General features: G+C 65.0%; 15 protein-coding genes. 2 read left to right on the top strand and 13 right to left on the bottom strand.

Going from position 1 to position 14,441, the window contains the following annotated elements; genetic code table 11:
• Nucleotides 1–19 precede the first annotated feature (19 nt).
• Together AC0IZS_RS01465 and AC0IZS_RS01470 are read left to right on the top strand one after the other, a co-directional pair.
• Nucleotides 20–1,057 carry a GGDEF domain-containing response regulator gene (locus AC0IZS_RS01465; RefSeq protein ID WP_471634018.1) on the top strand — a complete coding sequence of 346 codons (1,038 nt, stop codon included), beginning with the start codon at nt 20–22 and terminating at the stop codon, nt 1,055–1,057.
• Nucleotides 1,058–1,103: 46 nt separating this feature from the next.
• Nucleotides 1,104–1,775 (top strand): mechanosensitive ion channel family protein, encoded by a 672-nt coding sequence (locus AC0IZS_RS01470; RefSeq protein WP_471634019.1) that lies wholly within the window; start codon nt 1,104–1,106, stop codon nt 1,773–1,775.
• Between the two features lie 28 nt (nt 1,776–1,803).
• Here AC0IZS_RS01470 and nagZ read toward each other — a convergent pair whose 3' ends face one another.
• The 13 genes from nagZ to rpoE form a co-directional block, all read right to left on the bottom strand.
• Complete coding sequence (gene nagZ / locus AC0IZS_RS01475) at nt 1,804–2,913, bottom strand: beta-N-acetylhexosaminidase (protein WP_471634020.1); 1,110 nt, start codon at nt 2,911–2,913, stop codon at nt 1,804–1,806.
• A gap of 65 nt (nt 2,914–2,978) precedes the next feature.
• Nucleotides 2,979–3,374 carry a holo-ACP synthase gene (gene acpS, locus AC0IZS_RS01480; protein ID WP_471634021.1) on the bottom strand — a complete coding sequence of 132 codons (396 nt, stop codon included), beginning with the start codon at nt 3,372–3,374 and terminating at the stop codon, nt 2,979–2,981.
• Between the two features lie 12 nt (nt 3,375–3,386).
• Nucleotides 3,387–4,142 (bottom strand): pyridoxine 5'-phosphate synthase, encoded by a 756-nt coding sequence (locus AC0IZS_RS01485; protein WP_471634022.1) that lies wholly within the window; start codon nt 4,140–4,142, stop codon nt 3,387–3,389.
• A gap of 15 nt (nt 4,143–4,157) precedes the next feature.
• Complete coding sequence (recO, locus tag AC0IZS_RS01490; RefSeq protein WP_471634023.1) at nt 4,158–4,925, bottom strand: DNA repair protein RecO; 768 nt, start codon at nt 4,923–4,925, stop codon at nt 4,158–4,160.
• A gap of 68 nt (nt 4,926–4,993) precedes the next feature.
• Entirely contained in the window at nt 4,994–6,004 is a 1,011-nt protein-coding gene (gene era / locus AC0IZS_RS01495; RefSeq protein ID WP_471634024.1) for a GTPase Era, read from the bottom strand.
• A complete protein-coding gene (gene rnc, locus AC0IZS_RS01500) occupies nt 6,001–6,684 on the bottom strand; it encodes a ribonuclease III (protein WP_471634025.1) in 684 nt (227 codons plus the stop codon). The genes era and rnc overlap by 4 nt, the downstream gene beginning before the upstream one ends.
• Nucleotides 6,684–7,049 (bottom strand): DUF4845 domain-containing protein, encoded by a 366-nt coding sequence (locus AC0IZS_RS01505; protein ID WP_471634026.1) that lies wholly within the window; start codon nt 7,047–7,049, stop codon nt 6,684–6,686. The genes rnc and AC0IZS_RS01505 overlap by 1 nt, the downstream gene beginning before the upstream one ends.
• A gap of 38 nt (nt 7,050–7,087) precedes the next feature.
• Complete coding sequence (lepB, locus tag AC0IZS_RS01510) at nt 7,088–8,062, bottom strand: signal peptidase I (protein ID WP_471634027.1); 975 nt, start codon at nt 8,060–8,062, stop codon at nt 7,088–7,090.
• Nucleotides 8,062–9,870 carry a translation elongation factor 4 gene (lepA, locus tag AC0IZS_RS01515; protein ID WP_471634028.1) on the bottom strand — a complete coding sequence of 603 codons (1,809 nt, stop codon included), beginning with the start codon at nt 9,868–9,870 and terminating at the stop codon, nt 8,062–8,064. Before lepA ends, lepB begins: the two co-directional genes overlap by 1 nt.
• A gap of 521 nt (nt 9,871–10,391) precedes the next feature.
• Nucleotides 10,392–11,861, bottom strand: coding sequence for a Do family serine endopeptidase (locus AC0IZS_RS01520; protein WP_471634029.1), 1,470 nt, complete (start codon nt 11,859–11,861; stop codon nt 10,392–10,394).
• A 115-nt stretch (nt 11,862–11,976) separates the two neighbouring features.
• Nucleotides 11,977–13,059, bottom strand: a complete 1,083-nt coding sequence (locus AC0IZS_RS01525) for a MucB/RseB C-terminal domain-containing protein (protein WP_471634030.1) — start codon at nt 13,057–13,059, stop codon at nt 11,977–11,979.
• Between the two features lie 29 nt (nt 13,060–13,088).
• Nucleotides 13,089–13,745, bottom strand: coding sequence for a sigma-E factor negative regulatory protein (locus tag AC0IZS_RS01530; protein ID WP_471634031.1), 657 nt, complete (start codon nt 13,743–13,745; stop codon nt 13,089–13,091).
• 58 nt (nt 13,746–13,803) lie between these two features.
• Nucleotides 13,804–14,433, bottom strand: coding sequence for an RNA polymerase sigma factor RpoE (rpoE, locus tag AC0IZS_RS01535; protein ID WP_471634032.1), 630 nt, complete (start codon nt 14,431–14,433; stop codon nt 13,804–13,806).
• Nucleotides 14,434–14,441 lie beyond the last annotated feature (8 nt).

Below are 14,441 nucleotides of genomic sequence, written 5' to 3' on the forward strand. Positions count from 1 at the left end.
TTCGTACCAAGGAGTCACCGTGCCCTTCACTCCCCGCAGCGCGCCCTACCCTGCCACGGCCACCGGGCCCTCGTCCCGCAACCGCTTCTCGGTGCTGGTGGTCGAAGACCAGAACTCGGTGCGGGCGGCGCTGGTGGCGGAGTTGCGGCACGCCGGGGTGTCGGAGATCTTCGAAGCCCCCGAGGGGGCCGCGGCACTGTACCTGTTCAAGGCGCACCGGCCGGACCTGGTGCTGCTGGACATCCGGCTGCCCGGCAAGGACGGCTACTGGGTGGCGCAGCAGATGCGCGAGAGCGAGGCCGGCGACTGGACGCCCATCATCTTCCTGTCGGGCCTGGACAACGAACTGGACGTGTGGCGCGGCATCGAGGTGGGGGGAGACGACTACCTGGTCAAACCCGTCAAGCCCATCGTGCTGATGGCCAAGCTGCGCGCCATGCAGCGCCTGCTGGACATGCGCCGGCGGCTGGTGTCGGTGTCGGCCGAACTGCACGTGGCCAACCAGCGGCTCAACGAAATGGTGGAAGTGGACTCGCTCACGGGCCTGGTGAACCGCCGGGGCTTTGACCGCATGCTGCACAGCGAAATCCTGTCGGCCCGGCGCGATGGCACGCCGCTCACGCTGATGCTGTGCGACCTGGACCATTTCAAGCGGTTCAACGATGCCAGCGGCCATGTGCAGGGCGATGCCTGCCTGAAAGAGGTGGGCCGCCTGCTGCGCGAGGTGTGCGTGCGCCCGCGCGACGTGGCGTCGCGCTATGGCGGCGAGGAATTCGCGCTGATCCTGCCCAACACCCCGCGCTCCGGCGCCATGACCTTTGCACGGGCCCTGGGCCAGTTGCTCAAGGTGCGCGGCATTGCCCATCCGGACTCGCCCCTGGGCGATGCGCTGACGCTGTCGGGCGGCATCACCACCTGCGTGCCCGACGACAGCACCAATGCCGAGAGCATGATCATGCGCGCCGACCAGGCCTTGTACGCGGCCAAGGCCCAGGGCCGCAACCGCTTCTTCAGTTTCGAGATGCAGATGGATACCTTGGAGCAGTTGCGCAGCTGATGGCGATCTTTTCCGTTTTTTGCGCGCCCGAGCGCGCCCTTTTCCCATGGCCACCAACGGTCTGCATGTTTTGAAGACGCGGCTCCCGGACTGGGTGCAGGACTGGCTCGATGTGATCGTGCCGGGCCTGCAGATCCTGCTGGTCGTTTTTGTGGCCTGGATGCTGCAGCGCCTGCTGCGGCGCCTGGTGGCGCGTGCCGCCGCACACTACCAGTTGCCCGACGAGCTGCTGGTGCCCATCAAGGGCCTGATCCGCTGGACCATCGTGGCCAGCGCCTTTTTGCTGGTGCTCGAACGCATGGGCGTGTCGGCCACGGTGCTGTGGACAGCCCTCACGGGCTTTGCCACCGTGGGCGCCGTGGCCTTCTTCGCGGCATGGAGCGTGCTTTCCAACCTGTTCTGCGCACTGCTGATCTTCACGGTGCGGCCGTTCCGCGTGGGCGACTACATCGAGGTGCTGGACACGGCCGAGAAGCCCGGCGCCAAAGGCCGGGTGGTGGACATCAACCTGCTGTACACCACGCTCGAAGACCACCTCCATGCGGGCCCGGACGGTACCTGGCTGCAGATACCCAATGCCCTGATCTTCCAGCGCGTGATCCGGCGCTGGAGAGGACCGCCGCCCGCGGCGGTGGAGTCCGCTGCGCCGGCAACGCCCGCGCTGCCCGAGACTTCCGCACCGGGGCAGGAATCCTCTCCCGCCACGCCCGCGCCCTGAACCGGGGTAGCGGCAGAGCAGAGCGCGCTCAGGGCAGCAGGTCCAGTGCCTGCAGGTAGGCCGGTTGGTACATCAGGTCATCCCAGGCCTGGGGAAGGGTCTCGGGCAGCAGGGCGATGCGGCGCGACTCGCTGTCCACGCTGGGCTGCCAGCGGCCCTGGGCCTGCGCACCGGTCAGGCCGTCGAGCAGTTCATCCACGGCCTTGCCATCGCCCACGCTCTGGTTGCACAGCAGCACCAGGTCGCAGCCGGCCTCCAGCGCGGCCAGGGCGCCATCGGTGTAACTGACCAGTTGGCCGTCGAGGCGGCGGGCGCCTTCCATGCTCAGGTCGTCGCTGAAGATGGCGCCGTCAAAGCGCATCTCGCGGCGCAGGATCTCCTGCAGCCAGCGTTGGGAGAAGCCAGCGGGGCGGCTGTCCACCTTGGGGTAGATCACGTGGGCCGGCATCACGCTGGTGAGCGTGCTGCTGAGCCAGGGGTACGGGGCCGCGTCGTCGGCCAGGATGGCCTTGAGGCTGCGCGTGTCCACCGGCACCTCGGTGTGCGAATCGGCCTTGACGAAACCATGGCCGGGAAAATGCTTGCCGCAATTGGCCATGCCGGCCTGGAGCAGCCCATGCATGAGGCTCTTGGCCAGCAGCGCCACGACGCGCGGGTCACGGTGGAAGGAGCGGTCGCCGATCACGCCACTGCGCGAGCCAGCGCCTTCGTCCTGCCAGTCGAGATCGAGCACCGGGGTGAACGAGAAATCCACACCGCAGGCGCGCAGCTCGGTGCCCAGCACATAGCCGGCGGCCGTCGCGGCATTGGTTGCGCGCAGGGCGCCGCTGCCGGGCACCGCCTTGGCGCCCTTGCCATCGTCCATCCACATCGTGCCCAGGGCGCGCATGGGCGGCAGGTGGGTGAAGCCATCGGTGCGAAAGCGCTGCACGCGGCCGCCTTCGTGGTCCACGCAGATCAAGAGGTCGTCGCGCACGGCCTTGATGGCGCTGGTCAGGGACAGCAGCTGGGCCCGGTTGTCCCAGTTGCGGGCGAACAGGATCACGCCACCCGTGAGCGGGTGGGCCAGGCGGCGGCGGTCATCGGCGCTGAGCGCGGTGCCGGCCACATCGAGGATGACGGGTGCGTGTTCGGTCATGGGCTTGTGAAATCAGAAGGGATGGAAACTGGGTGGCCACGCTGAGAGCTGCATGCCGGCGGAAATCAGGGGGCTTTTTCGACCACGCAGAAGCTGGCGGCGTAGTCCGTCTCGTCCGTGACGCTCAGGTGGGCCTGCAGGCCACGCTCTTCGAACCACAGCTTGAGCGCGCCGTGCAGCACGATCACGGGTTGGCCCGAAGGCAACTTGGCCACTTCGCAGTGGCGCCAGGTCATGGGCATGCGCATGCCCAGGCCGATGGCCTTGCTGAAGGCCTCTTTGGCGGAAAAGCGGGTGGCCAGGTAACGCAGGCCCCGGTCTGGCCAGCGGGCCGTGCGGGCGCGCCAGGTGGCGAGTTCGCCCTGGGACAGTACCTTCTCTGCGAAGCGGTCGCCATGGCGCTCCAGGCTGGCCTGGATGCGGCGCACGTCGCAGATATCGGTTCCGATGCCGTAGATCATGGCGGGCAGCGCTCAGGCAGCATCGATGCAGGCGTTGTAGGCCTGCACGGTGGCGGCATAGCCCAGCTCCAATGCATCGGCGATCAACGCGTGGCCGATGGACACTTCCAGCACGCCGGGCACCTCGCGCACAAAGGCGGTGAGGTTGTCGCGGTTCAGGTCGTGGCCGGCATTGACGCCCAGCCCGGCGTCGAGCGCGGCCTGGGCGGCGGCGCGGTAACGCTCCAGCTGTTCAGCCTGCCCAGGCGTACCCCAGGCGGCGGCATAGGGCTCGGTGTAAAGCTCGACGCGGTCGGCGCCCACGGCCTTGGCTGCGGCCATGGCCTCGGGTGTCGGGTCCATGAACAGGCTCACGCGAACACCCAGGGCCTTGCACTCGGCGATCAGGGGCGCCAGGCGAGCGGCGTCCTGCGGAAAACTCCAGCCATGGTCGCTGGTGAACTGGTCTTCGCTGTCGGGCACAAAGGTCGCCTGCTGCGGGCGCACCTGGCGGATGAAATCCATGAGGTTCTGCGAGGGGTTGCCCTCGATGTTGTACTCCCGGTCGGGCCAGGCCTTCATGAGCTCGGCCAGCTCGAACACGTCATGGCCACGGATGTGGCGTTCGTCCGGGCGGGGATGCACCGTAATGCCCTGCGCGCCGGCTTCGAGGCACACCTGGGCCGCGCGCGTGACGCTGGGGATGCCCAGGTGGCGCGTGTTGCGCACCAGGGCGACCTTGTTGACGTTGACCGACAAAGCGGTGCGATGCGACGGAAGTTGTGCCATGGAGGGGTTCGTAGATCAGAGGGTCTGCAGATCCATCATGAGCTGGCGGGTGCGCAGCGTGGGACTGCCGCAATGGTATTGCAAGAGCGCCCGCAACTGGGGCTTGAGCTCGGCGGCCACCGGCGCGCAGGCACGCAAGGTGGCGGTGTAGCTGGATGCGTTGGTGTCGAGTGCTGCCTGCAGGGCCTGCCACTGGCTGCCGGGCAGCGCGATACGATCGCCCGGCGAGGCTGCACGCAGCCCCCCTTCGGCGACCAGCGTGTAGCGCGTGCTGGCATGCAAGGGCTCCAGGGTCATGGTCTGCGCGTCCAGGCTGGGCAGGAGACCAATCTCGCGCAGCAGCAGCAACTCGAAGCTGCGCAGCACAGGTTCGAGCGCGTCGCCATGCTCGCTGGCGAGCACGCGCACCACCCCGGCGTAGGCGTCGAACAGCGCGGTGTGTGCATCGGCCCGTGCCAGCAGGCGCAGCAGCAGCTCATTGAGGTACATGCCCGAAAGCAGGGCATCGCCCGTCGGCATGACATGCCCGCCCACCCACTCGGCCCCCTTGAGGGTGTGGATGTCGGCCGAGCCATCGCCCGACAGGGTGTAGGTGAGCAGCAGCGGCTGCAGCGGCAGCAGCACGGGGCGGAAGTTGGAGGTGGGCTTCTTGGCGCCTTTGGCGACCAGGGCGACCCGGCCCTGGCGGCGGCAGAACACCTCCAGGATCAGGCTCGACTCGCTCCAGTCGTAGCTGTGCAGCACATAGGCGGGCTCATCGGAAATGCGCTTGGCAACAGCCACGGGCAGCCCTCAGTCAGGCCGAAGGCGCGCAGCGCACCATGGCGTCGACAACCAGGGCGGTCATGCCCTCACTCGTAGCCGAACGAGCGCACGCGCGCTTCGTCGTCGGCCCAGCCCGAGCGCACCTTGACCCAGAGCTCCAGGAACACCTTGGCGTCCATGAGCTTTTCGAGCTCCTGGCGCGCCTCGGTGCCGATGCGTTTCAGGCGCTCGCCCTTGTCGCCGATGACCATCATCTTGTGGTTGTCGCGCTCGACCACGATGGTGGCGGCAATTTTCACGAGGCGCTTGTGCTGCTTGCTCGCCTCTTCCTCGAACTTGTCGATGACCACGGTGGAGGTGTAGGGCAATTCGTCGCCCGTGAAGCGGAACAGCTTCTCGCGCACGGTTTCGCTGGCCAGAAACTTCTCGCTGCGGTCGGTGAGTTCGTCCTCGCCATACCACCAGGCCTGCTCGGGCAGGTACTTGGCGCAGATGCCAAAGAGGCGCTCGATGTCGCCCTTGTTCTTGGCCGACATGGGCACGAATTCGGCGAACGGGTGGCGCTCCTGCATGCTCTTGAGCCAGGGCGCCAGTTCGGCGCGGCGATTGACCATGTCGAGCTTGTTGGCGATCAGCAAGGTGGGGATACCGGGCTTGAACAGCGACAGCACCTTGGCGTCGGCCAGCGTGAAGTTGCCCGCCTCCACAACGAAGAGGATCAGGTCCACATCGCCGATGGCCCCCATCACGGTCTTGTTGAGCGACTTGTTGAGCGCGGTGGCATGGCGGGTCTGGAAACCCGGCGTGTCGACGAACACGAACTGAGTCTGCTCGCGCGTGCGGATGCCCGTGATGCGGTGGCGCGTGGTCTGCGCCTTGCGCGAAGTGATGCTGATCTTCTGGCCCACCAGGGCATTGAGCAGGGTGGACTTGCCCACGTTGGGCTTGCCAACGATGGCGATCACGCCGCAGCGCTGGCCCGGCACGGCCGCCGGCGCACCTGCAGCCGCCAGCATGGCGTCCAGATCTCCCGGGGTTTGGGGGCCAGGAGGGGTGCCGGCATCGCCCGCCGTGTCGTTGGTGGCGTCGTCGTTCATAGATTCTTTGCTTTCAGTGTGGCCAGCATGGCCGCCGCCGCGGCCTGCTCACCGGCACGGCGGGAGCCGCCGATGCCACGCTCGGTCAGGCCCAGTTCGGGAATATCGCACTCGACATCGAAGGTCTGGCGGTGCGCCGCCCCCACGGTGGCCACGACGGCATACTGCGGAAGCTTCATTTTGCGGCCCTGGAGCCACTCCTGCAACGCGGTCTTGGCGTCCTTGGACGCGGCCTGCATCTGCGGGTTGATCTCCATGGCCTGGAACAGTCGATGCACCAGGGCTTCGGCCTGGAGGTAGCCTGCATCGAGGTACACCGCGCCGATCAGCGCCTCCAGCGCATCGGCCAGGATCGAGGGCCGCTGGTGGCCGCCGGACTTGGACTCGCCCTCACCCAGCCGCAGCACCTCGGACACGCGCAGGCGCAATGCCAGCTGGTGCAAGGTGTCCTGCTTGACCAGGTTGGCCCGCACGCGAGAGAGATCGCCTTCAGGCAAAGACCCCAGGCGCTGGTACAGCAGACTCGCCACCGCGAGGTTCAGGACGGAGTCCCCCAGGAATTCGAGCCGCTCGTTGTGGTCGGCCGAGAAGCTGCGGTGCGTGGTGGCGCGTTGCAGCAGGGAGGGGTCGGAAAAGGGGTGCTGCAGGCGGTCCTGCAGCGCAAGAAGACTCGGAGACACTACTTGGTCTGTCCCTCGAAGCGGTAGACGAGAAACGCCGGGCCAGCGAGGGGGATTTCGCGGGAGTACTTAAAACTCACGATGGTCTTGTCTCCGCGCTTGGTAACCTCCAGGTCCTGGCCTTTGACAGAGCTAATGTTGTCAATAGCGCTCGCACGGTCGAATGCTGCCCGTATCCCCGGCACTGTCGTCTCTTCTCTTGCCGCCTTCGCGGCAGCCTTGTTGATCGCTTGGTACTCCAAGAAAATTGGCAAGGACTGCCCGCCGATGGCAAACGCCGCCACGCAGATCAGCCCGATAAAAATCACGCCGATGAACGACAGGCCGCGCTGGCGCGAACGGCTGGCAAAACGATTGGAATGCATGCTCTACCCTCTCGGTGTTGTTGGAAATGGGCTATCGGTCAATGGAAAGGACCGAAACGCTTGAGATTACCGAAATTCATCCAGACAAAAAAGGCCTTGCCGACGATATTGGCGTCAGGCACGAAGCCCCAGTAGCGGGAATCCAGCGAATTGTCGCGGTTGTCCCCCATCATGAAGTAGTGGCCTTCGGGCACCTTACAGACCACGCCTTCGACACTGTAGCGGCAGTTGTCGCGGTAGGCAAAATTGCTTGCCCCCTGGATGAAGCCAGGCACATCCGGATTGTTCAGCAGCCGATGGGCCTTGCCATCGATCTGTTCTTCGAGCTGCTTGAAATAGCGCATGGTGTCTTCCTCGAAGAAGTCCGGAGCCTGGGTGGTCGGCACCGCCTGCCCGTTGATCGTGAGGCGCTTGTTCAGGTAAGCCACTTCGTCGCCCGGCACACCGATCACACGCTTGATGTAGTCGAGGTTGGGCTGCGGAGGGTAGCGGAACACCATCACGTCGCCGCGCACCGGCTTGTTGCCCTCGATGATCTTGGTGTTGATCACCGGCAGGCGCACGCCGTAGGTGAACTTGTTCACCAGGATCAGGTCGCCCACCAGCAGGGTCGGGATCATCGAGCCCGAAGGGATCTTGAACGGCTCGAACAGGAAAGAGCGCAGCACGAACACGGCGGCGATCACCGGGAACAGACCGGCGGTCCAGTCCAGCCACCAGGGCTGCATGAGCAGGCGCCCCTGGGCTTCCTGCACATCCACATCGATCTTCTGGATGCCCATGCGATCAAGCTCGGCCCGGCGCTGCACGGCAGCGTCTTCAATCGCCTGGGCCGCGCGGCGGCGCTGGGGCAGGAAGTACAGGCGCTCCGCCAGCCAGAAGGCGCCCGTGACCACCGTGGCCAGGAACATCAGCAGCGCAAAATTGCCTTCAATGAGGCCAAAGTACCAAGAGCCCATGTAGCCAACGAAGGCGGCCAGGATGGCGGCCGTGAGAATTTGCATGAACTGCATCAATCTTCCACCTGCAAAATGGCGAGGAAGGCCTCCTGGGGCACCTCGACCGAACCGATCTGCTTCATCCGCTTCTTGCCCGCCTTCTGCTTTTCCAGGAGCTTGCGCTTGCGGGAGATGTCGCCGCCATAGCACTTGGCCAGCACGTTCTTGCGCAGGGCCTTGATGGTCTCGCGCGCGATGATGTTGGCACCGATGGCAGCCTGGATGGCCACGTCGTACATCTGGCGGCTGATGATCTCGCGCATCTTGCCGACCACGGCCCGGCCACGGTACTGCGACTGCGAACGGTGCACGATGATGGACAGCGCATCGACCTTCTCGCCATTGAGCAGGATGTCCACCTTGACCACGTCGGAGGCACGGTACTCCTTGAATTCGTAGTCCATCGAGGCATAGCCGCGCGAGACCGACTTGAGCTTGTCGAAGAAATCGAGCACGATCTCGCCCAGCGGCATCTCATAGGTCAGCATGACCTGGCGGCCATGGTAGGCCATGTTGATCTGCACACCGCGCTTCTGGTTGGCCAGCGTCATCACCGGGCCCACGTAGTCCTGGGGCATGTACAGGTGCACCGTGACGATGGGCTCGCGCACCTCTTCCATCCGGCCCTGATCGGGCATCTTGGACGGGTTCTCGACCATGACGGTCTCGCCATCGGCGCGGACCACCTGGTAGACCACGCTGGGCGCCGTGGTAATCAGGTCCTGGTCGAATTCGCGCTCCAGGCGCTCCTGCACGATCTCCATGTGCAGCAGGCCCAGGAAGCCGCAGCGGAAACCAAAGCCCAGCGCCTGGCTGACCTCGGGCTCATAGTGCAACGAGGCATCGTTGAGCTTGAGTTTTTCGAGCGCATCGCGCAGCGAGTCGTACTCGCTGGCTTCCGTCGGGTACAGGCCGGCAAACACCTGGGGCTGGATTTCCTTGAAACCCGGCAGCGCTTCGGTGGCTGGCCCGGCATTGTTGGGCAGTTTCTTTTCGAGCGTGATGGTGTCGCCCACCTTGGCGGCCTGCAACTCCTTGATGCCGGCAATGATGTAGCCCACCTGCCCTGCGTCGAGCGAGTTGCGCGACTCATTGGCGGGGGTGAACACGCCGAGGTTGTCCGCGTTGTACACCGCTTCGCTGGCCATCATCTTGATGCGCTCGCCCTTGAGCAGGCGGCCATCGACCACGCGCACCAGCATCACCACGCCGACGTAGCTGTCGAACCAGCTGTCGATGATCATCGCGCGCAGCGGACCGTCGGCATTGCCACGCGGAGCAGGCACCTTGGCCACGATGGCTTCGAGGATTTCGTCGATGCCCATGCCGGTCTTGGCCGAGCAGGGGATCGCATCCTCTGCATCGATGCCGATCACGTCCTCGATCTCGGCCTTCGCATTCTCCGGATCGGCATTGGGCAGATCCATCTTGTTGAGCACGGGCACCACTTCCACACCAAGGTCCAGAGCGGTGTAGCAGTTGGCCACGGTCTGTGCTTCGACACCTTGCGACGCATCGACGACGAGCAACGCGCCTTCGCATGCCGACAGCGAACGGCTCACCTCATACGAGAAGTCGACATGCCCTGGCGTGTCGATCAGATTGAGGTTGTAGACCTGTCCATCCTGGGCCTTGTACTGCAGCGCAGCGGTCTGCGCCTTGATGGTTATCCCACGCTCTTTTTCGATATCCATCGAGTCCAGAACCTGGGCCTCCATATCGCGGTCTGCAAGGCCGCCGCATCGCTGGATCAAGCGGTCGGCCAACGTCGACTTGCCATGGTCGATGTGCGCAATGATGGAAAAATTTCTGATGTGGTTCATCAACGGGAAGCGTCAAGTAATTGAATTAAAACGGCGCGCACAAGAAAAAAGGGCGCGTCGAGTGGCGACGCGCCCTGAACCAACAATCATTGGCAACTGCGATAGTTGGATCTTCATTGTAGGCAAAAAGCGTGTCGGGAGCAGCCCGGCACTGGCAGGAAAAGGGTCGTTGCCTGACTGCAACAGGAATTTTATACACAGTTTATTCACAGATTCAGCCCACACATAGATGAACAACTTGTGGGTGAGCTGTGGATCAGCTGTGCATGAGCACGGAGCATCCCGCATGGTGGAGCAGGAGCCGCTCAATATGCACATAACGGTTGAACAGATCCCTGCATTCTATCGAAACTGGTTGATGCCCCTCTTCGGAAGTTAGCGAGAGCTAACCCCTCAATTTTTTTTCAGGCCCCAGCGGGTGCCGTATTCCGGCGTCAATTTCCCGGAAAACCCCACCGCAGGCAGAGGGAATTGCTGCCGGGACGGCCCCGTCCCGCACCCCCTGAAACCCGGCAAGCCCCTCAGCGCAGAGGGCGAATCACCGCATACTGGGTCCATTCGCCGCGGCGATAGAGCACGCTCAGGGGCTTGCTCTTGTCCGCCTTGGACACCACCGCCTCGAAATCCTTGAGGCCCACGATCTCCGTGTTGGCAACGGAAAGAATCACATCGCCTTCGCGCAGGCCTGCACGCGCAGCGGCATCGGTGGCCGATGCCACGGCCACGCCGCCCTTGAGCTTGAGCTCCTTCTTCTGGGCATCGGTGAGCTCCAGTACGGACAGGCCCAGTTGCTGGGCCGCAGCCGAAGCCTTGGGCTTCTCTTCGCGCTCCACGGCCTTGGCCACCGGCTTGTCGGGCTCGATCTCGGCAACAGTGATGGACAGATCGCGTGCGCTGCCACGGCGGAACACGGTGATGGCACTCTTGGTGCCGGGCTTGGTGTTGCCGACCAGGCGCGGCAGGTCCGCCACCTTCTCGATGGGCTTGCCGTCGAAGCGGGTGATGATGTCGCCCGCCTCCACCCCGGCCTTGTCCGCAGGCGAGCCCGATTCGACGCCAGTCACCACAGCGCCTTGCGCCTTGCCCAGGCCGATCGACTCCGCGACGTCCTTGGTGACGTTGCCGATCTGCACGCCGATGCGGCCCCGCGTCACGCGGCCCGAAGAGCGCAACTGCTCGCTGACACGGATCGCCTCGTCCATCGGGATGGCAAACGAGATGCCCATGAAACCGCCCGAGCGCGAATAGATCTGGCTGTTGATCCCCACCACCTCACCACGCATATTGATCAGCGGACCGCCGGAATTGCCGGGGTTGATGGCCACGTCGGTCTGGATGAAGGGCAGGTAGTCGCCCGTGTCGCGCTGCTTGGCGCTCACGATACCGGCGGTCACGCTGTTTTCGAGGCCGAAGGGTGAGCCGATGGCCATGACCCACTCCCCCACCTTCAGGCGGCTCACGTCGCCCACCTTCACCGCCGGCAGCCCGGTGGCTTCGATCTTGACCACGGCCACGTCGGTGCGCTTGTCGGCGCCCACGATACGGGCCTTGTATTCCCGCTTGTCGGTCAGGGTCACAATGACCTCGTCCGCCCCGTCGACCACGTGCGCATTCGTCATCACGAAACCGTCGGCCGTGAGAATGAAGCCCGAGCCCACGCCGCGCGGTTGCTGCTCTTCCTCCTGCTGCGGACGTTGGGGGCGCTGCTGGCGCGGCATGTTGGGAATGGGCACGCCGAAGCGGCGGAAGAACTCCAGCATCTCCTCGTCCATGCCGTTCGCACCCGAACGCTCCGAGGCCTTTTCGCGCGTGCGGATGTTCACGACCGAGGGGCCGACCTGGTCCACCAGATCGGTGAAATCGGGCAAGCCACGCACCACCGCAGACTGCGCCATCGCCACCTGCGTGGGCACAACAGCCACACCGGCCACCGTCGCCAGCATGCCCGACATCGCCAGGGCACGCAGCGTACTCCAATCAAACTTGGACATCATCGACCTTTCATGAAATGTGGGGAACGTCAAAAATCTGTCACTGCGTGTGAAAGGAGGGCCGGCAAATGGTTCCCGAAATCCCACACCCCTGCCGCAGTGCGGCGCCCCGGGCTCAGCGAGCGCGTTCCAGGGCCCCGACGAACAGGCGCAGCGTCTGCATCGGCACCTCGCCCACCGCCGTCACCCAGGCATCGGGCACCATGCGCTGGCCCAGCATCTGCGTGGCCCCGACACTGCCGAGTTGGCCCTGCGCACCGTGGCGCTGCGCATCGAAGGGCTCCACAAACAGCGACACCGTGGCCAGGCCATCGGAATACAGGCACTGCAGCACCGCAGGCGCGCCAGAAGGCGCTGCAGACGCCCTCTTGTGGCAACTCTGGGCGACGAAGCCCGCCACCGGCTGGCGCAGCCTCCACCCCTCGTCCTGCGCCGTCGTCTTGACCGCCGCCGGAGCGATCACCTTGTAGCCCGACACGTCGTCCATCATGCGGGCGAGCTTGTCCATGGGAACAGAGGCATTGAGGTCGAGCTCGGAGAACGCTGCCTGCTCCAGCACCCTGCCGTCCGTCGCCAGGGTCTGCATCTTGACCACCAGCCCCGACTCCCTTTCGCTCCAGATGCGGTAACCGAAGCGCAAGGGGTCCAGCGGCTTGAACCAGACCACATCGGCATCCAGGCCAGCCACGCGCTCCTGGCCCAGCATCTGGGCTTCATAGTGCTTTGCCAGGGATGTCCCCTGCACCGACGGCAATTGCGGGAAAAGGCCCCGCGCATCCCCACGCTCCGTGCGCACGGTGCGCTCCTCGGGCAGGAAGGTGCGCACCTCGTCGTTGCGCCGAAAGACCTTGCGTGGCTTGCCGCTCAGACCATCCACACGCTCGAGCTGCTGCTTGCCATCGCAGGCATTCCAGATGCGCGAGCTGAACATGGCGCCCGAGGAAGACAGCACCACGAAGGTGCCGACATAGGAACGGTTGCGAGGCGCCTGGTGCATGCGCTCGATCCACTGGCCGATATCCCGGGCAGGGGTCACCACCGACAGCGGCGGCAACGCGGATGCCTGCGGCCCTTGCACGGACTGGGCATGCGCACCCGCCACGAAGCCCATACCGGCACAGACCCACAAGGCCGCGCTCGTGACCGCCTGGCGCCACCGCAGGCTTTGCGCGGCAACCACGGGGGCGAAATCAGGCATCAATCCCATTCCGAGGCAACCGGCGATTCTCAGCGGCCGGGCGTGGCAAACGTGGCGTTGCGCAGGAAGCCCGCAGGCATCTGCAGCGCAGAAGTGCTGCCAAACTGCTTGTGGGCCGCCAGCAACTCATCCAGGCGCGGGTCGCGGATCATGACCTGCTGCCCTTCGCTGTCGGCCACGGCAACCAGGGGCGCGGAGGGCGGCATTCCCTGGGAAACCTGGGCAGCCTGGATCGCGGGGGTTCCGACCACCGCCATCTGCGCGCCAGAGGGCCCGCTGCCACCCTGCAATGCGCCGATGGACGACCACCCTATGGCCGCCACGGCCGCCAGGGACGCCACACCGGCGACCATCTTCCAGCGGAACACCGAGGCATTGGCCGCAGGCTGCTGCGCCTGCGCCACCACGGCCAGTTCGGGCTCGGGCGCCAGCGCCACCGGGCGCTGCAGCGGGGCCTCCTGGGCCATCTGTTCGCGCAGGCGCGCAAGCAGCAGGTTGCTGCCGTCGGCCCGCGCCAGTTCGTTCGAGCGCAGCACATCACCCACCAGGTGGTAGAGCTGCCACGTGGCCAGGCCGTCGTCATCGCCGGCGCACGCCATGGCGTCCGCAAGCGCATCGCCGTGCAACTGGCCATCGGCCAGTGCCGAAATCTGTTCGCGCTTCGTCGTCGTCACATCATTGTTCATGGTCTCACCTGCATATCCGTCACCAGACACTGCTTCGCACTTGCCGTACACCACACCATCACCACCTTTTGCCCGTCTGGTTTTCCAGCATCGGGCGCACGCGGGCCGAAATCGCCTCCCGCGCACGGAAAATCCGCGACCGCACCGTGCCGATGGGGCACCCCATGGCGGCGGCGATCTCTTCGTAACTGAGCCCCTCGATCTCGCGCAGCGTCACCGCCTGGCGCAAATCCTCGGGCAGCGCCTCCATGGCGGCATTCACCGCCTGGGCTATTTCATTGGCAGCCAGCACCGTCTCAGGGGTCTCGTCGCTGGTTAGTTCGTGTCCGACACGAGAAGTTTCATCTTCATCATCGGCACCCCTCAAGGCGTTTTCCGAAATCACCGGGTTGCGCTTCATGTCCATCAGCGCCTTCTTGGCCGTATTCACAGCAATCCGGTACAGCCAGGTGTAGAACTGCGCATCCCCCCGGAACTGGTGCAGAGCCCGGTAGGCACGGATGAAGGTTTCCTGCGCGATGTCCTGGATGATGTCGGTATCACGCACCATGCGGCCAATCAGGCGCTCGATGCGGCGCTGGTACTTGATGACCAGCAGCTCGAACGCCCGCTGGTCGCCCGCTACCGTGCGCTCCACGAGCAGGAGGTCGCTGTTGTCAGGCGTGGGAGGCGGCGTTTGGGCTGTCATCGAATCTC

The organism is Acidovorax sp. AC410 (genome assembly GCF_979253235.1).